Annotated in this window: 13 protein-coding genes; 9 read left to right on the forward strand and 4 right to left on the reverse strand. The window is 43.2% G+C overall.

Annotated elements, in window-relative coordinates; translation table 11 throughout:
• The first annotated feature begins 6 nt into the window (after positions 1-6).
• The 8 genes from CH373_RS10645 to CH373_RS10680 all read left to right on the forward strand — a co-directional run bounded on the left by CH373_RS10645 (position 7) and on the right by CH373_RS10680 (position 9,437).
• Entirely contained in the window at positions 7-1,131 is a 1,125-nt protein-coding gene (locus CH373_RS10645) for a glycosyltransferase (RefSeq protein WP_100713801.1), read from the forward strand.
• Positions 1,128-3,875, forward strand: coding sequence for a DNA polymerase I (gene polA, locus CH373_RS10650; protein ID WP_100713800.1), 2,748 nt, complete (start codon positions 1,128-1,130; stop codon positions 3,873-3,875). Before CH373_RS10645 ends, polA begins: the two co-directional genes overlap by 4 nt.
• Before the next feature lie 36 nt (positions 3,876-3,911).
• Complete coding sequence (locus CH373_RS10655; RefSeq protein ID WP_100713799.1) at positions 3,912-4,910, forward strand: aldo/keto reductase; 999 nt, start codon at positions 3,912-3,914, stop codon at positions 4,908-4,910.
• A gap of 57 nt (positions 4,911-4,967) precedes the next feature.
• Positions 4,968-5,870 (forward strand): alpha/beta fold hydrolase, encoded by a 903-nt coding sequence (locus CH373_RS10660; protein ID WP_100713798.1) that lies wholly within the window; start codon positions 4,968-4,970, stop codon positions 5,868-5,870.
• A gap of 109 nt (positions 5,871-5,979) precedes the next feature.
• The gene (locus CH373_RS10665; protein ID WP_100713797.1) at positions 5,980-6,795 is read left to right on the forward strand and encodes a histone deacetylase; all 816 of its coding nucleotides are present in this window, start codon (positions 5,980-5,982) and stop codon (positions 6,793-6,795) included.
• A 119-nt stretch (positions 6,796-6,914) separates the two neighbouring features.
• Positions 6,915-7,277, forward strand: coding sequence for a PilZ domain-containing protein (locus CH373_RS10670; RefSeq protein WP_100713796.1), 363 nt, complete (start codon positions 6,915-6,917; stop codon positions 7,275-7,277).
• A gap of 113 nt (positions 7,278-7,390) precedes the next feature.
• A complete protein-coding gene (locus CH373_RS10675) occupies positions 7,391-8,167 on the forward strand; it encodes a GNAT family N-acetyltransferase (RefSeq protein ID WP_100713795.1) in 777 nt (258 codons plus the stop codon).
• Between the two features lie 172 nt (positions 8,168-8,339).
• Positions 8,340-9,437, forward strand: coding sequence for a hypothetical protein (locus tag CH373_RS10680; protein ID WP_100713794.1), 1,098 nt, complete (start codon positions 8,340-8,342; stop codon positions 9,435-9,437).
• A gap of 244 nt (positions 9,438-9,681) precedes the next feature.
• On the opposite strand, the gene CH373_RS10685 is transcribed toward CH373_RS10680, so the two are convergent.
• The 3 genes from CH373_RS10685 to CH373_RS10695 all read right to left on the reverse strand — a co-directional run bounded on the left by CH373_RS10685 (position 9,682) and on the right by CH373_RS10695 (position 14,879).
• Positions 9,682-13,095 carry an efflux RND transporter permease subunit gene (locus tag CH373_RS10685; RefSeq protein WP_100734093.1) on the reverse strand — a complete coding sequence of 1,138 codons (3,414 nt, stop codon included), beginning with the start codon at positions 13,093-13,095 and terminating at the stop codon, positions 9,682-9,684.
• Between the two features lie 173 nt (positions 13,096-13,268).
• Complete coding sequence (locus CH373_RS10690) at positions 13,269-14,369, reverse strand: DegT/DnrJ/EryC1/StrS family aminotransferase (RefSeq protein ID WP_100713792.1); 1,101 nt, start codon at positions 14,367-14,369, stop codon at positions 13,269-13,271.
• Positions 14,370-14,663: 294 nt separating this feature from the next.
• Positions 14,664-14,879 (reverse strand): hypothetical protein, encoded by a 216-nt coding sequence (locus tag CH373_RS10695; RefSeq protein WP_100713841.1) that lies wholly within the window; start codon positions 14,877-14,879, stop codon positions 14,664-14,666.
• Positions 14,880-15,031: 152 nt separating this feature from the next.
• Here CH373_RS10695 and CH373_RS10700 point away from each other — a divergent pair, with 152 nt between their 5' ends.
• The gene (locus CH373_RS10700) at positions 15,032-16,060 is read left to right on the forward strand and encodes a helix-turn-helix transcriptional regulator (RefSeq protein ID WP_243393359.1); all 1,029 of its coding nucleotides are present in this window, start codon (positions 15,032-15,034) and stop codon (positions 16,058-16,060) included.
• Here CH373_RS10700 and CH373_RS10705 read toward each other — a convergent pair.
• The gene (locus CH373_RS10705) at positions 16,057-18,783 is read right to left on the reverse strand and encodes a TonB-dependent receptor plug domain-containing protein (RefSeq protein ID WP_100713791.1); all 2,727 of its coding nucleotides are present in this window, start codon (positions 18,781-18,783) and stop codon (positions 16,057-16,059) included. The two genes, CH373_RS10700 and CH373_RS10705, sit on opposite strands and share 4 nt — an antisense overlap.
• Positions 18,784-18,892: the final 109 nt, after the last annotated feature.

Genomic DNA, 18,892 nt, shown 5'->3' on the forward strand with positions numbered 1-18,892 from the left:
AGACGCGTGATCTTGCATATTGATACTGAAACCGGATGGAGAGGTGGAGAGAGGCAGCTGCTTCTCTTGGCGGAAGGTTTAAAAAAAAAGAAAATAAGACAGCTCATTGCTTGCAAACCTGGCTCTGCGATTGAGCAGAAAGCGATTTCCGCCGGACTGGATACTATTGCCATTCCTTTAAAGAGCGAGCTAGATTGGGGTTCGATCCGAACCATCAGAACTCTGGTTCAAAAAAATGGAATTCGATTGATCCACGCGCATACTGCAAAAGCGCATTCCATCGCCTGGATGGCCAAGGCAAAACTTCCGAATGTTAAGTTGATCGTTTCTCGCAGAGTCGATTTCGGAATTCGCAAGAATCTATTTAGCAAATGGAAGTACACTTCTAACAGAGTTGATTTGTTCCTGGCAGTCTCCAAGAAAATCCGGGAGATTCTGATTAGGGACGGTGTCGATCCTGCAAAAGTGATCACCGTCTATAGCGGAATCGATCTTGGAGCGACCAAAAGAATTTCGGACACGAATCATCTTCGAAAAGAATTTAAGATCGGTAAGAACGAAGTAGTCATCGGAAATATTGCGGCGTTGGTGGACCACAAAGATCAAAGGACCTTGATTCGCTCCATCTCGCTGTTAGATGCGGATCTTAAATACAAACTTTTGATTGTGGGAGAGGGGAATTTAAGAGGTCAGCTAGAAAACCTCGTTAAGGAAAAAGGACTTCAGGAAAAGGTAATATTCACCGGGTTTAGAAAAGATGTACCTGAACTTCTGTCTTTAATCGATATTTTTACTTTAACTTCCAAGGAAGAAGGATTGGGTACAGCGGTTTTGGATGCGATGGCTGTAGGACTTCCTATAGTTGCCACAAAAGGAGGCGGAATTTCGGAGATGCTTGCTGAAGGTGAAGGTGCATTTCTATCCGAAATCGGGGATTTTCGCTCTTTGTCAGAATCCTTTACGAAACTGATCGGAGCTATTAAATTAAGAAAATCAATGGGCACGTTCAATAAGGAGTCCGTAAAAAAATTCTCTATTAAGAATACGTTAAATAAAACAGAATTAGTTTATTTTAGCCTAATCGGTGAGACCCTATATTCTCGGGGTCTTAAAGAGGAAGGTGTCGCGTGAAAAAATTACTGATCATAGACGGACATGCGTTTGCTTTTAGAGCCTACTACGCGTTTGCAGCATCCAATCTTCGAAATTCAAAGACAGGAAAGCCAAGCGGTGCGTTCTTCGGATTCTTTAAGATGCTCTTTAAGCTCTTTAACGATTATACACCCACGCACGTAGCAATGACTTTTGATCCTGGCACTCCTTTGCACCGAGCTGGAACTTTTGCGGAATATAAGGCAACTCGCAAACCTATGCCCGAGGATCTACGACCTCAGCTCCATGATATTATGGAAACTTTGAGTAAGATCGGATTCAAAGTCCTGAGACTGGATGGACACGAGGCCGACGACATTATAGGAACTCTATGCGAAAACTATAAGCCCACTGCGAAAGAGATTCTGATTTTTTCAGGGGACAAAGATTTATACCAACTCCTCGAAAAGAAAAACATAAAGATGCTTCGCGGCAAAAAAGGTGTCACAGAGTTCGTGGAGATAGATTCGAACTGGGTAAAGGAAGAACTCGGTGTAGATGTAAAACAGATTACCGACTATATGGGAATCGTAGGCGATACTTCGGACAATATACCTGGTGTCAAAGGGATAGGCGAGAAAGGTGCCTCGAAATTAATTCAAGAGTATAAAAATCTAGACGGAATATATAAGAATATAGAAAAAATTAAGAATCCTTCTCTCAAAACAAAACTCATCGAGCACAAAGAAAACGCATATCTATCCAAAAAATTAGCTACAATCGAGAGAGATTTGAATCTTGGAATCGGAGAGGATGACTTAAAGATTCCTGAATATACTTCGGATGAAGCGATCCGATATTTCAAGTCTCAAGGGTACAACGTTCTATCTAGGGATTTGGCAAAATCAGCCGGAAAAGAGCCACTGGCGGATGAACCGGAATCTTCCGGCGAGGAAACAAAGAAGTCCGCCGAGAAAGGAAATTACAAGAGAATCGAAAGTATAGAGGAGCTCGCAAAGCTCGCCCGCGCCTGGAAAAAATCCCCGATCCTTGCAATCGATACCGAAACGACTTCCCAGTATCCCTTCGATGCAGAGTTGCTCGGGATTTCCTTATCCAACCAAGAAGGGACAGGCTTCTATATTCCTGTGACTCATACGCAAGGATTATTCAGCGATCGATTGTTGCCTTTGGATCAAGTCAGAGAAATCTTAGGTCCCGTATTTGCGGAAAAATCTGTACCGAAGGTAGGACAGAATATCAAGTACGACATCATCGTATTGCAGAACCATGGGTTTACCGTAGAAAATGTGGTGTTCGATACCATGCTCGCATCCTACGTGATCCAGCCGGAAGGCCGCAGGCACAATATGGACGATATGGCCAAGGAATTACTAAATTATGATACGATTCAGTACACCGATCTCGTAGGTTCTGGTAAAAACAAAAAGAACCTTTGGGAAGTGGATTTAGATAAGGTCGCAGAATATGCGGCGGAAGACGCGGACATTACTCTTCGACTTTATAATGTTTTGCGAAAATCCTTAAAGCAATCCGGAGTAGAGCCGATTCTTAAGGACATCGAATTACCGTTAGTCGATACTCTTGTTTCGATGGAAAAGACGGGTATTGCAATCGACGCAAAATATTTTGCTGAACTTTCCAAAGACTTTCAACGGGAAATAAAGGATCTAGAACGACAGATCCACAAACTTGCTGGAAGAGATTTCAATATATCTTCCACGAAAGAATTGCAGAAGATACTCTTTGAAGAATTGCAGCTGAGAGTTGTCAAGAAAACTCAGACAGGATACTCCACCGACCACGAAGTCTTAGAAGAGTTGTTAGGCGAGCATCCGATCGTCGAGAAATTGTTAGATTATCGTAAATACACGAAATTGATCTCAACGTATGTGGATACTTTGCCGACTATGGCTTCACCGAAAGATGGAAGGATTCATACGAGTTATAACCAGACCATCGCCGCTACCGGAAGACTTTCGTCTACTGATCCGAATTTGCAGAATATTCCGATTCGCGAAAAAGAAGGACGATTGATCCGTAAGGGATTTATCGCCGGTAAAAAAGATTCGGAACTTTTGAGTTTGGATTATTCTCAAATCGAACTCCGAATCATGGCGCATATTTCAAAAGATCCGGCCATGATTGATGCGTACAAAACCGGGATTGATATTCACAAAAGAACAGCTTCGGGATTGTATGGGGTTTCGGAATCGAATGTGACCCCCGAAATGAGAGATAAGGCGAAGGTAGTTAACTTTTCCGTAATATATGGAGTTACTCCTTACGGACTGAGCCGAAATTTGAGGATTTCGCGGGAAGAAGCAAAGGCCTTTATCGATAGGTATCTTTCCCAGTATCCAGGTGTGCAAAATTATATGGATGAAACGATTGCGTTCTGTGAAAAGAACGGATATGTGGAAACTATGAAGGGGAGAAGACGCCCAGTGCCAGATATCAATTCTTCTCATCGGGCAGCAAAGGAAGCAGCGAAAAGGGTCGCGATCAATACTCCTATTCAAGGGACATGTGCAGACATGATTAAGATCGCGATGATTCAGATTCATAATGAAATACAAAAGAAATCTTGGGAATCCCGACTTTTGCTACAAGTGCACGACGAGCTCGTTTTCGAAGTACCCAAAGTTGAAAAGGAAGTATTTAGAGAGAGTGCAAAACGAATCATGGAAAATGCGATGCCTCTAGATGTTCCTGTCAAAGTAGAAGGGAAGTATGGGATAAATTGGGAGGAAGCTCACTAGAGATCTAGCGACTTTCTAAATAAGATTTCGGAATCTATGGGATCTAATTTTGGACATTTTGATTCTTTGAAAAAATATTCCAGATCCGATTTTTTGGGGCTCTGTTCCAAAATTATTTTAGGTTCCGGATTAGCGTCCGAAGTCTGTCGTACGTCGATTTTATACTCCCAGGAGAAATCTTATCTCGCAGGAAAGACCATGCTCCATAGAAATATTCCTCGGACAAATGAGCCGATCCCAGTTATCGGACTTGGGACTTGGCAGACCTTCGATGTGGCCAGCAGCCCAGGAGCTTTGGCGCCGTTAAACGAAGTCATTTCTGAGTTTCTGCGCTTCGGGGGAAAAGTTTTGGATTCTTCACCGATGTATGGCAGAGCGGAAGAAATAGTCGGCCTCCTTTCGGAAAAGCTGGATGCGGACCAACGAAATAAACTTTTTCTCGCGACTAAGGTTTGGACCAGGGGGGAGGAATCAGGCAAAAAGCAAATCGAAGAATCTTTTCGAAAAATGAAGGCCCAAAAAATCGATCTATTCCAAATTCATAATTTACTTGATACTGATGCGCATATTCCTACTTTGAAGTCACTCAAAGAAGCAGGTCGGATTCGATACATAGGGTTGACCCATTTTACTACAGCCGCATTTTCCGAAATGGAAAGAGTTGCTCTGAGGCTAAAACCGGATTTTATACAGATTCCATACTCGATTCTCACTAGAAATGCAGAGGACAGAATATTGCCTTTTGCTCAGGAAAGCGGAATCGCAGTTTTGGTCAACCGTCCCTTTGAAGAAGGGGAGCTATTCAATTTGGTAAAAGGAAAAAAACTTCCGGACTATTTTAAGGAATGGGACTGCGAGACATTTGCCCAAGCTTTTCTGAAATATCTAATTTCTCATCCGGCGGTGACCTGCGTTTTGCCTGCGACATCAAAGGTGCAACATCTTCGAGATAATATAAAAGGCGGATTCGGAAAATTTCCTGAAGGGAATCAGAGAAAGCAGTTTTTGAACAGATTACTTTCTTCCGTAAATTGAACTGAAAACGAATTTCAGTTGAATTGTGAGGCCGAAGTTGTATTCTCTCACACTTGTATGGCGCATACCTCTTGGAAAACTCATCCTCTCGCGTGGAAAGCATCCGGATCTTTTTTTGAATGGAAGCACAAAAAAATTTTCTACCGAGAAGGAGGAGATGGTCAGGCTCTTTTGCTTTTGCACGGATTTCCCACTTCATCTTGGGATTGGAAGGATGTATGGGAAAAGTTAATATCCAAGTATCATGTGATCGCTCCGGATTATATAGGATTCGGATTTTCTGATAAACCGAAAGGTGGGCATTATTCCATCTTCGAATATGCGGACCAGGTAGAGGCTCTGTTAGACGAGTTAAATATCAAACAAGTGCATATTCTTGCGCATGATTTGGGGGATACAGTCGCTCAAGAATTATTGGCTCGGTTTAGAGAAAAGCTGGCCGGACAAAGAATCGGAGGTCCGGAGATTAAATCTGCATTTTTTCTCAATGGTGGAATCTTTCCGGAAACCCACAGACCCCGACCAGTGCAAAAGCTCTTGAACAGTCCACTTGGTTTTCTATTTACCAAATTCATAAATAAGCGTAATTTCATGGTAAGTTTTTCGGCCGTGTTCGGTCCAAACTCAAAACCAAGTCATGAAGAGCTAGATGGATTTTGGGAATGCATCAACAATGGAGGAGGTAGCGCGATTTATCATAAGTTGATACGTTATATGCGAGAAAGAAAATTTTTTAGAGAACGTTGGGTCGGAGCGATCCTCGATTGTCCAGTGCCATTTGCTTTTGCCGACGGATTGATGGATCCTGTCAGCGGAAAACATGTTGTGGACAGATTAAAACAATTCAGACCTGAAGCACTTGTGTACGAAATTCCGGGCATCGGTCATTACCCGCAAACGGAAGCACCGGACGAGGTGATAAAAGCTTACTTTCATTTTCGCAAGTCGGTGAAATCCTAAACTCCATTTCGGGCAACTTAAGATTCTCGGAAAGTTTCGTAAGGTTCTGCCTCCAAATTAATCCTTGAAAAAAAGGGAATTTGGAAAAGCATGAAAGAAATGCGAGCCCATGCCGAGATTAGCCCATAATAATCCACGCTTTTTTGATTTTGTTTACGATGACTTTCTCTGTGCGGCGATAGATGCAGACCAACGGGATTCAGGAGTTCTTTTTCAGTCTCTTTCCAAAGAAAAAATCTGGGAGCTTTTAGAAGTCACAGGCGTAAAAGCCGAACTTGATAAAAAAGGTTATGCTGCTTCGCAATTAGAAATCTTCGGTACAGACGACCTTTACCAGAGAGTACTTGTTACTTGCGAGGGGGAGGTGCTGATTCATATCCGATTGAGCATCCAAGAATATAGAATTGAAATCAATGATTACTTTTTCAAAGAAAAATACTTAGTAGTAAATTGGCTTCAGACCCGACACCCTAAATTAAAAAATTCTAAAGAAGAAAGACTCTATCCAGGGCAGGATGTTCCCGGCTTAGGTATCTATCAGGAAGTTTCGGATTTCATAGGATTTCTGATCATCTCGCTTAGGTTGAATGGAGCCGTAGTCAGACCTGAGTATTTTCATGATGCTGTTCTATTCTCTAGAAAATTTCATTTCCTGGAGCCTAGAGCAAAAGCATTGTTCCGCGCTTTGCGAAGAGATTTTCCGAAACATTCCATTCGCGCTATTTCTACACTACTCTACCATCAAAAGATTCAAGATCACAAGCTCGGGATCATAGAATGGAAGCCCGTGGAGATGATCTTCTTTTTGGAAAAGACTCTTTCGCCTTTTGTATTCAATAGGAAATTCCAAAAGAAAGTGCAAAAGGCTCTAGAAGGCCTAAAATTTAGCCTAATCCCAGGGGCAGAAGAAGACCTAGGCTTGTAGATGTAAAGTTCCGTACATTCCCCTCAAACAGCATTTTTTTCCTAAAAGAAGACATTTTTTTCTACCGTCTCATAGATTGTAGTGTAGTATTGCACCGTTTTATCGCAGGGGGAGATGGAATGAATCGGGATAAAAGACAGCAAGTTCGTGTGGTACCCTTTCCTGCCCAACCAGTTCAGATTCAGCTGATGGGTAACGGCTTTTTAGATATTTTGGTCGCTCAGGATATTAGCATGGGTGGAATTGCAGTGAGAGTTCCCCATGGATTCGAAGGCTGTGATTTAAATTCAGAAATACAAATTCTCGTTTCACTTCCAGGATATAAACCTTTCAAAGCAAAAGGCAAGATCCGGCACTTGGGAAAATCCAGGGAAGCACAAGGATATTTCGGGGTACAGTTCGTATCTTTCGACCCAAAGGGGAAAGAATTGCTTTCCAGTTATGTCCAAAAATTGACTGCGCAGCATAGAATGGTCGGATAAAAAGACCAAATTGAATCCGGAGAGTCACCGGAATTTCTTTCCAACGTAATCGAGATGTAACCGATTAAAGGCATTGATAGAACTATCCTAATACCAAGGAAGAGAATACTGAAATGGGTTCAAGTGCTCGTAATACATTAAAGACCGAACGTAAGCTTCAAGTAAAGATTGCTGAAAATCAGCTCGAGATCGAAAGAACTCTAGCACTTCGCTACGATGTTTTTAATCTCGAATTAGGCGAGGGTTTGCCACAATCTGCAGCTACCAGAAAAGACAGAGATGAATACGATCTATTCTGCGATCACCTGATCGTAATCGATCAGAACAGAGACGATATGATTGTTGGAACTTACAGAATTTTGAGAAGAGAAGTTGCTAAGGCAAATCTCGGATTCTATTCCGACAATGAATTTGATATCACAAAAATATATGAACTAAAAGAAGAACCTGCAGAAATTGGTCGCAGTTGCGTTCATCCTGAATATCGCGATGGTTCGGTGATTAGCTTGCTCTGGGCTGGACTTGGAGAGTACATGAAGAAAAAAGGAGTTCGTTACCTTTTCGGTTGCGGTTCCGTTCATAATACTGATACTCAAGCAGCTAACGAAGTTTACGCTTTTCTAAAGGACAAAAACGCACTTCTCACTGGAGAGTTTGACGTAAAACCTCTACCGGGTTACGAAATTCCGGGTTTCAATCCGAATTACGAAGCGGGCGATATGAAAGAAGTTTCAAAAAGAATTCCCTCTCTGATCAAAGGATATATCCGTGCAGGATCTTTGATGTGCGGAACTCCTGCGCTCGACAGCGTGTTCAAAACTATAGACTTCTTCATTTTGTTTGATATCAAGGATATCGAAGCAAGATACAGCAAACACTACCTAGAGTAGAGTTCTGCGCTAAAATTTCGCCATCGGAGAAACATTTTCGAATGGCGCCTTTATCCAAATCCGGAGTTGGATCGACCTTGACCTGGCGATCCGGTTCCGGTTTTCTATTCCTACAAAGGAATTTTGTCCTTTGGTTCGCAGGACCTGCAAGGGATAGGCCTTGTGCTTTTCAATGAAGCAAACAGATTTTCAGCATCCTTCTTTTCGAGACCAGATTCGATTCTACAGTATCGTAGTTTTGGCTACGCTCACGATGGTGTTAGGCTATTTTTACGGAATTCCATCCTATTACCTAGGATGGTTTGCATTTACTATTTCAGCATTTTCCGTGGCCGGAAACGACGCAGTACAAACAGTCGGAACTTTCATCGAAAGTAAGAAATCGGTGCACTGGGCCCCTAAGCTTTTGGCACTAGGCGGATTGCTCGCTGTGATTTTTGCGATCGCTTGGCTTTTGCCTGGCAGGACTCACCAACCGGGGTACGAGGTTCATTTTAATCGACTGGATTCGTTTCCCGAAGTCGAGAATTTCAACCTGCTGCAGTTGATTGCGCCAATTATCCTTGTTGTTATCACGAGACTGAAATCTCCAGTATCCACTACTTTTCTCATCTTAGGACTGTTTGGTGGTCAGAATATCGAAAAGATGCTCACAAAGTCTTTCCTGGGTTACGTTATCGCCTTCATAACAGCTTTGGTAGTCTGGGGAATTTTGGTGAAACTCGATCCAAAAGAGTACATGGAAGATCATACTCCGGATCCTAGAACAGAACGCAGATGGGCGATCTTGCAATGGTTCTCCACCTTGTTTTTGTGGGGCGCGTGGTTGGCCCAGGACGCGGCCAATATAGTTGTCTATCTTCCCAGGCAGCTAGGCGGAATAGAACTCTCGGTTGCAGTAGTTATATTGTTTTTCGCACTTGGAATTATTCTTTATACAAACGGTGGAACGATCCAGGAAATCGTGACAGAGAAATCGGACATTCAATGGTCCAAGGCCGCTACAATTGTAGATATAGTATATGCATGCATTCTAATATTCTTTCAAAAGCTGAGTAATATGCCTATGTCGACTACATGGGTATTTCTAGGAATGCTAGCGGGCAGAGAAATCATATTAAACTTTTTGACTTATCGAGACCTTCCGTACTTGGAAACTTTCCGCAAAGTCGGAAAGGATGTTCTGCTCGCTTCGATCGGGATTGCAGTCAGTATCTTTATCTTTATTCTGGCTTCTCAATTTTACCCAGAACAGACGTCCTTTCGCTGAAAGCGCCTAACACTATAACGAAACGCGCCAAGACAAAGCCGGAAACGGGCAATAATCAGATCAAATTAGAGACGAGAACAGCATCCCTCGTCCTTCGCCAGCACATCCTGTGCTGAGCTCCGGAACGCTCCGCCTTCCTGGCTTCGCTCTTCGGGAATGCTTGATTCTCGTCTCTTGCTTTTCTAGTCGCGAGCTTAGCTATGCCAATTCCGGCTTTACTAAAACTCAAGACCGCTCAAAGCTCTCAGACTTTCTTCTTTTTCGCTCCGCTCTTTGTTTTCCTTCCGTTTGGAAAAGCCTCGTTTCTTACTTCGTCGGCCCATTCTTTCAAAGAAGAAGTTTGAACTGTCGCGGGTGAATGCACTTTAGAAGAATGCGAACCGGCTTGCGCGCTAGTTCCGGGAGTGTGGGAAATCGTAGCCGACATATCCGGACGGAATTTGCTTTCTAGCCATTCTCGAATCCAGTCAATTCCACCAAAAATTGCAGGAACCACGATGAGAGTTACAAGAGTGGAAAGGATCAACCCTCCGATTATCGCAATCCCCATGGCGGTCCTGGATTTTGCAGCCTCTCCTAAACCTAAAGCGATCGGGATCGTGCCCATAATCATCGCGATCGAAGTCATCAAAATTGGTCGAAGCCGGATCAATCCCGCTTCGTAAATTGCTTCGGATCTGGACAGGCCCTTTTCTCTCATCGCCTGCATCGCATAATCCACTAACAAGATCGAGTTCTTCGCCACAAGACCCATGAGAAGGATCAATCCGATCATGGAGAATATGTTTAGCATTTCTCCAGTGAGTAGTAACGCGAAGAATGCTCCGGAAATTGCAGGTGGAATCGCGAACAGAATCGTAATCGGAGTAATGAACGACTCATACAAGGAAGATAGAACCAAATAAATAAAGATCAACGCAAGGCCAAATGCTATGCCTATATTTACAATTAGTTCCTTCAAATCTTCGGACTGTCCTTGGAAATTATATCGAACTCCTTGTGGAGGTTGCAGATCGGTAGAAAGCAACTTGATCGTATCTTCCATCGCGGTTCCGATCGCGCCTCCCGGTGCCAGGTTTGCATTGATCACGATAGCTCTTGCTCTATCGATCCGGTTGATTCTAGACGGTCCTAAAGTTTCTTTTCCGGAACTGATCGCATTCAGTGGAATCAATCGGTTTGCAATATTCGGTACCTTGGTCAGGGCATAGGAGTCTCTGAGGTTCCTTTGGTCTGGTCTCAATCTCATCCTTACTTCGTACTCGATTCCTCTATCGTAATACTTGCTGACCGTGTCGCCGGCGATATGGTATCTGAGCTCGGAGCCCGCCACTCCAGGAAGCACCCCTACCAACTGCATTCTAGCATTGTCTAGAACGATCTGATATTCGGGCTTACCTTCTCTGTAATCGGAATCTATGTCTGCCAAGTGTTTCGAAAGTTTTGGATCCGACTTCAGTTTCTCTATCACTTTTTTGGAATATTCGTGCACTTCGGCCAAGTTTTCACCTTTGAGCACTAACTGAAATGGATATTGCACTCCTCCACCGACAGCGGAATAATCCGAAACCGCTGGTCTGGCGTAGGCATACGCTTTTAGCATATTACGAATTTCTTCTTTTACATCGGTCGTATGACGGCTTCTTTTTTTAGAAGATACCAAAGCGATACTGAGTATGGATGTGTTAGGTTCTCCTCCATCCGGTTTTCCTATCGTAACAGCAATCTTATCCATCTCCGGAACTTTTTCCAGATCCAGTAAAACTTTATCTACGACCTCCTTCGTCCCCTGTAAGCTAGTGCCGGGTGGAAGGTCCAGTGTGACCATGAATTCTCCTTGGTCATTTGCTGGAAGGAATGTCTTATTTACAAACTTCACACTAACGAGTGATAGAAAGAAGATGAGAAAGGTAGCTAGGACTGTAATCAGGTTTCCAGGCCAGACCACGGCAAATCGCATAAGTTTGCCATAGACTCTTTCGAGCCAGTTCTGGAATTCGTCGAAGGTTTTGACGGCCCAGTTTCTCTCCCCGTGATCCAGTTTTCCGGCGAAGTAAGCCGAAAGCATAGGCGCAACGAACAAACCGTCAAACAATGAGATTAGCATCGCGAAGACTACGGTTAATCCGAATTGCTTAAAGAACTGGCCTACGATTCCGGAAAGGAACCCAACCGGGAAGAATACCGCAATTACGGTCAAAGAGGTACCGATGACAGCCAGAGCTACTTCCATGGTTCCTTTTTCGGAAGCTTCTAGAACGCTCGCGCCTTCTTCCAATTTCCTGAAAATATTTTCCCGGACCACGATCGCATCATCGACTAACAAACCTACTGCGAGCGAGAGCGCGAGTAGTGTCATCACATTGATCGTAAATCCCATCACCCACATGATGACAAATGCACCGAGCAAAGAGTTTGGAAGCGCAAGTCCGGTGATGATCGTCGACCTTAGATTTCCTAGGAAGAAGTAAACAGTGATAACCGCCAATAAGATCCCGATCACGATTGCTTCCGTAACGTCCTCAACGTTGTAACGGATCCATTTGGATCCATCCCGGATCAGTCGAATTTTAGGTTTTCCTGCTAAAGGAGAAATCTCCGCATTCAACTTATCAATCCTTCTCAAGACCTCGTCGGCGACAGCAACGGTATTCGCACCTGATTGTTTGTACACATCAACGAATAAAGCCGGTTTTAACTCTCTCTCGATCGGCTCCTCTTTTTGGCGAGAAAAGAAGCGTGCGAGGCGCTTTCCTTTTTGGTAGACCCATTTAAACGGATTGATGAAGAAACCGACTTCTTCCACTTCCTCCACATAATTTTTAGGGGCCCAAAGGAAGCCTAACGTGTTCTCGTCCTCAGTGCCATCCCTGACACTTCCGAGTTCCTTGATCAGGACTGAATTGCCGACATCTCCACCGAAGGAAACAAGAGTATTCTCAATTTGTGATATAGATTCATACCTTCCTAATGTCCGGTAGGAAGTTTCCTTGGTTCCGGTTTCGTGTTTACCAACCGGGACGTTCAAGCCAGCGGATTTCAATCGATTCGCGATGACTACCACAGGCATTTGATAAGCGACCAGCTTGTTACGATCCAGTTCGATCTGAATTTCTCTTCTGGTTCCACCTACAAGTCTTACAGCGCCCACGCCTGGAATCTGCTCGAGTTTTCCTTTTACTGTTTCTTTTGCCAGGTCATATAATTTTGCCTGACCTAAATCAGCAAATACTGCAAGTCTGACGATTGGCTGGTCTGCAGGATCGAATCTGACGACCTTAGGTTCTTTGATACCGTCAGGTAATTTAGGGCGAACTAATGCAGTTTTATCTCTGAATTGTTGCTCTGCATATTTGATGTCTGTATCCAGAGTGAATTGTCCCATTACGATGGAGACGCTTTCTTGGTTAAACGAAGTGATCTTTTTCAGACCCGAAATAGAAGATAACTCTTCTTCTAAGGGCTTCGAAATCAGTTCTTCTATCTCTTCCGGACCTGCGCCAGGATAAATTGTCGTTACTGAAACGACGGGGATGTTTACGTCCGGGAATAGGTCGACTCCCATTTTAAATAATGAGAATATTCCTGTGATCAGCATCAGAATCACTAAGCTTGTGATAAAGATTGGACGTTTAATGGAGAGCAGCGCGATATTCATTTGGCCTCCCAAAGCACGAGTCGAAATTCATGCGGAAACTTAAGGCTAGATAACTTTACTAGCTTATCATTCCATTTCCAGTACTTCGCAATTTTTCGAAAAGAAATATCGGAAAAGTTTTAGGAAATTCGACAGAGAGGATCGACTTCGGTCTAACCCTTCTCTAAGTAAAATCAGTAGATTCTACGAATCGCTTGAGAGATTCTTTGTATATTATCTTTGGTTAGGTTAGGGTAAACAGGGATGCAGTGTCCTCTTTGGAACAATCTCTCTCCGTTCGGATAATCCGCATTCGGCAAATCTAGAATGTGGTGGATTGGTTCGACGACCGAACGTTTTGTTCCGATATGAAGAGAGCGAAAGTATCTCTCCACTTGTTCGTAATTTCCCGGAGCAAGTATTACGAATCGGTTGAATGTGTCCGAATTCGGATCGTTGTAATGCGAAGTGACTTGCGAGCCTTGAATCGACTGCAGATAGACTTGGGCGATTTTTCTTTTTCTCTCGAGTATGACTCCGAGCTTGGACAACTGCTCGATTCCAAGTGCCGCTTGGTAGTCGATCATATCGTAGTCCATTCTGGGCAATCCTTCTTTTCTCGCGTAAGGTTCTCTTCCTTCTTTCCGCGCCCTGATTTTTTTCTGAATTTGATCGTAGTCTGTGCAAACTAACGCGCCGTTCCCGGTGGTGATCAGGTGCTCTACGGAAAGTCCGCACAAGGAAATCGATCCTTGTTTTCCGGGAGTAAAGGTCTCGGTGCTTGCCCCTACTGCTTCCGAAAAATCTTCTACAGTAGGTTTTCCATTCAGAGTATATTTAGAAAAATCTAAAAGTGCACCGAAGCTGTGATCGAGTAAAATTGCTTTTACGGTTTCATCTTGTGCGGCTCGATTGATTGCTTCTATGTTTGGGTGAAAGGAATGCTTGTCTAAATCGACTACGTAAGGAATTGCCTGGACTAGGAAGACTGCGTCTAACGCCGCCAAAGGCGCGTTCGTGGAAAGAACTACCTTATCTCCAGGTTGGATTTCTAATGCTAGTAATGCTAGATGGTAGGCGGCAGTCAGGCTGTTGGCGGAAACTACATATTTGGTACGGAGAGTAGAAGAAAAAGCTTTTTCAAAGCGAGTGGTGACTGACCCGGAAGATAGATGATCTTCAACAAGAGCTTCGAGTACTGTTTTCAGGTCCTCCCGAGAAAGGGTGGGTTTATTAAACTCGATCTCAGTTTTTTTCCTCGGGCTTTTTTCAAGTACCTCGGTTTCCGCGCTCATCCTATTCCCACGTTCAAATAATTTTATTATGTCGCATTGTAGTTCGCGTACAAACTTAGTAAAGGTTTTTTTCGGCTATCCTAGAACTGTCGGAACAGCAAATACTTGGAGAAAAAGCCCTTTTTATCTGCGAACTACTTTGCTAGAAAATGTCTAGACTTTTTTCAGGTTCACGAGTTTTGCTATAACGGCTAGACGCGCGCTAAGGAAAACTCACTAGCCCGAAAGACAAGCCAGACCTCTTCTACATATTCTGCAGCATACAAAATAGGCGAAAAATGTACAAGAAAAACACTATTCCTGACGGACCTTCTTCCAGATAAAAATCCAAATTTCAGGCAAATACGCGCCAATAAGAATCAGCACCAATCCAGAAATCGTCCACTGGTTAAAATAGCTTTGGTCGGTGAATCGTAACATTCCCACATTAATAATCGTGGTCCACCAACCGACTAAAATTAAAACGAGTCCTACAAAGTGAGGTGTAATATATCCTAGAAATTTTCCCATAGTTGTACCTTTTCTTCCTGATGCGGGGAGGGGAAATTCTCTGAGAAACAGTTTAGCCTTCAAGCGGTTTTTATTTGGAAAATCGATACGCATTCGCGCATTTCTTGGGATTTCTGGTTGCCTGGCCTTTCGGATTGCATAATTTCTGATGTGTGGCGAACCAACAAGAAGGGCTAGATAAGGATCTTGATTTAGAAATCGAGCCGAGAGAAATGAATCCTACCGAGAGTAGGATACTGACTCTATTATTTAACTTTTTTCAATATCCGGAAGGACTGACCCTCTCCTCTTTAAAGAGGATCATGTCCGAATTCTATCAAAACGAAAACCAGGATTCGGACCGAAGAAAACTTTCCAGAGATATCCAAGAACTCGAGGAACTGGGTTTTCATATTCGCTACTATCCTCAGAAAAACGAACAAGACTTTGTGTACGTTTTGGAAAAGGACAACTTTATAAAGTCTCTTCGGTTTTCTCCGGATGAACTCAGAGAAATGTCTGCAATTTTATTAGAAGCTTATACAAAGAGTCCAAGGTTAGAGTATTATTCCACTGCGCAAAAAATATTTGCAGGTGATCTGGGTTATTTTCCTGAACTGTCTGAGGAACCTAAAGAAGCCTCGGAAGATTTGGGCGAAGTAGCATTTATCGTTCTCGAAGCTCTTCGAAATCGTACTCCGATCAAAATGAAATACTACAAGACTGTACCGGAAGAATCTTATTTTATAGAAGTGGATCCGATCCGAATTCTGAGAAAAGGAGGGGAGGATTACTATCTGCTTGGTTTGGACCGAGCTTCCAAAACCAAAAAAAGGTTTATACTTCCTAAGATTCTAAAGGCGGAACCTTTACAGGGTGATTTTTTGTACCAGGCAAAAGGTGCAAATCGAGAGACCTGGGAAGATCAAATTGTGCATGCGGGCTTATTCCCGGTTCACGATCCTAAATCGGTGGTCTGGAATTGTAGGGAAGAATCGCTTTTGAAAGTGAAGTTATTTCTTTCCGGAATGCACTTTGAAGAAAACGGGTTGGAAATCAAATTCAATTCTAGGAATTTAGAGGGACTACTTCCGTTTCTCTGGAAAGAGCCGAATTCGCTCGTATCGATAGAGCCTGTTGAATTGCGGGAATTATATCTCTCCTCTCTAAAACGTTTGAGCGATTTTTACCGGGAACTTTAAAGTTTTCCGCTGATTTCCAGGAACACCCTTCTACCTTCTCGTTGATAGTCGAAGGGATAAAGATTATTTTTTAGTAATGTTTGCGCGGAATTCATTACATTGCTCGCGTAAAGACCGATTTCCCAACCATATCCGAGTTTATACATCAGACGTAAGTTAGCCTGCACCCATGGGTCGACTGATTTGGTTCGATAAAGTGCTTCTTCCGAAGGAACTCCATAGAATTTCTGGGTGAATTCATTTACTTGTCCGTAGTCGCTTTCCCGACGATAGACTCTACCTTGTCTTTGCACGGAAAAACTTCCGGACCAACTATCTCCTTCATACCGAATTCCGATGTTTCCGGTATGAGCTGGCGCCCAAGTCACCTGACTCTTGCTAGGCGCTACGGTCGTATCGTCAATCTTTTCGTCCAATCTTCTGCTATAAGAGTAGTTTAAGAACCCTGAAACCTTTTGGTAAGAGAGCAGTAGCTCTCCTTCAGAGCCCTCGGTGGTTAATGAGTATATGTTCGTGCTCAAGTTGTTGTTCGCAATACTGTATGCGATTTGATTTTCGAATTTAGTTCGAAAGACGTTTACCCGGAAGTTCATGTATTTATTTGCAAACCAGTCTAAAGCCAATTCACCCGTTGTGATAATTTCCGGTTTCAAATGGCGCGGGTTGGATGCTAACGAGAAAGTATTTGCTCCGAATAATTCCGTTATCGAAGGTTCTCGGAAAGCTCGTCCAGCCATTGCCTTGATCGTAAGATCTTTCCGCGCGAAGTATACAATACCTACCCGGGGGCTTGTTCTCCGGAAGGTCAAACGGTCCCTTGGTTCATAATCAAAAGGTAATACATCCGAATAGGGCTTATCGATACTTTTAAAGTTCGCTCTCATCTCGTCGTAGCGCACGCCGAGTGTGATCTCTAAATGATCACCAAATAGCTTTCCAGAAACCAACTGTCCGAAGGCACCAACTTTGTAGATCGGAATATCTTTAATCCACTCCAACCAGGGCCCAAGTCTTTTCGTTGCGTTATCTGGATTCGGAGGATATCCTCCAGCCACGTCGCTTAACGCCGCGTTACTGTTATGGTCCTTGTCTCCTCCATACAAAAATTGGTCAGCTTCCACACCGCCTAACAAACTACCTCCTTTCCCAAAGGAATATCTGAGCTGAGCCCGACCAAGAACATCCCGAGCCGAAGTGTTTAAATATTCCCAAATACCTGCTGGATAGTAGTTATCATATGCACCGTTTTCCCCATATCTAGTGTTCCATTCGATTCCATGTCTTTGGTATCGAAGTACGTACTCCTGGGAAAGTTTATCCGTGATTTGATTCGTGTATTTGATGGTAGCAAGTTGTCTGGTTTCCGACATGGATTCCTGAAAGTCCGGAATTCTCCATAACCATCCGTGTCCGGTTCCGAAAGACCAATTTTGCTGGTGATATTGTATGGATAGTCCTTTGAGGTGTTTCTCTCCTTCTATCTTTGCAAATACGTATCCGTTTTTTCTGGCGTCGTTAATCTTGAACTGAGCTGGTTGTCCAAAGATATCTCTTCTGCCTGATCCATCCCGCGATTCGTATTCGTTACCGTTCGTTTCGTAACTATTCACACTTAGTACGTAAGAGAAGTATTCTCCCGTGTTTCCGGTTAGGAAATCGTAGATTCTGGTTCCATAATCACCATATCGAACCCTTGTCCTGAGCTCTCCTTTGATATCTTTTCCGGAGTATGTATTGATCGAGATGACACCGTTTGTTGCATTCGAACCGTAAAGAGCGGATCCAGGGCCCCGAACTACCTCGAGTGATTTTATCAGATTCAGTGGTGTGATTTCCCAGGTATAAGCGCTACCGTAGAGATTATCGTTAAACTGAACACCATCCATAAGTAGCATCAAGTGGTTGTTGTTCCACCCCTCGAACATCCCCCTCGAAGAAACTGTTCTGCGATCATAGTCTTGGGAAGCAGCGAATCCAGGTAATTGATAAATGACGTCGTTGAGGGAAATCCTACCGTATTCTTTAATCTCCGTATCTCTAATGATGGATACTAGGTTTGGAGCTTCGTTTGCTCTTCTTTCGAATTTCGTTGCAGATGTTGTAATTTGCGACTGGATCAAATCGAAAACTTCTGTACCGGCGGATTTTGGGTCTTCTTGCCGGATGGGAAAATTCAATTCTTGTCCTAAAGGGCTTGCGAGGAGATATTCGTTTATGTTTTCACGCTTTTCCTTTTTAGAAGTATTCAAACGAATTCTAAGTAATATCTTTTCGGAAAACCGTTTAATGACTTCTGAATCGTCGATCTTGTTCTCTTCTGCCGGCAATCTAATTTGGCTGAAGTTGGAGGCCTCGTCAGTGACCGAATAGGCATCTATGAGGTTTCCGGATTCAGGATCATAAATTTGCCCGTAAAGGGTAAGATTTCCGAATGTGCTACGAGAGTAAAAGCCGCTGATATAAAAAACGCCCCCTCCCTTGCTCGCTTTTTGAACATTTTCCTTCCAAGTGGAGGCCGCTAATACTTTGTACGTAAATCCTGAGCCAGAAAGGTCTTTTTGAAGAACACCTAGTATCTTATCTTCGGTCGCTCTTTCTATAGAATGCTTATAAGGTAAGAATCCGCCTAAAAAGAGTAAATTGTTTGATTCCTCTTTTGGGTATAAAGGCGAATAAAACAAAATACTAATTAAAAATATAATTAAAGTATAATGGCGTTTCATTGAGGAGACCAAGAATTCGAAAGCCGTTCGTGTACTACGTATATCACATTTTTACAAATCATTTTTTTATTTCATACTGAATCAGAGACCTTTTGACTATGATTCGATT

This window comes from Leptospira perolatii (assembly GCF_002811875.1).
Taxonomy (GTDB): domain Bacteria; phylum Spirochaetota; class Leptospiria; order Leptospirales; family Leptospiraceae; genus Leptospira_B; species Leptospira_B perolatii.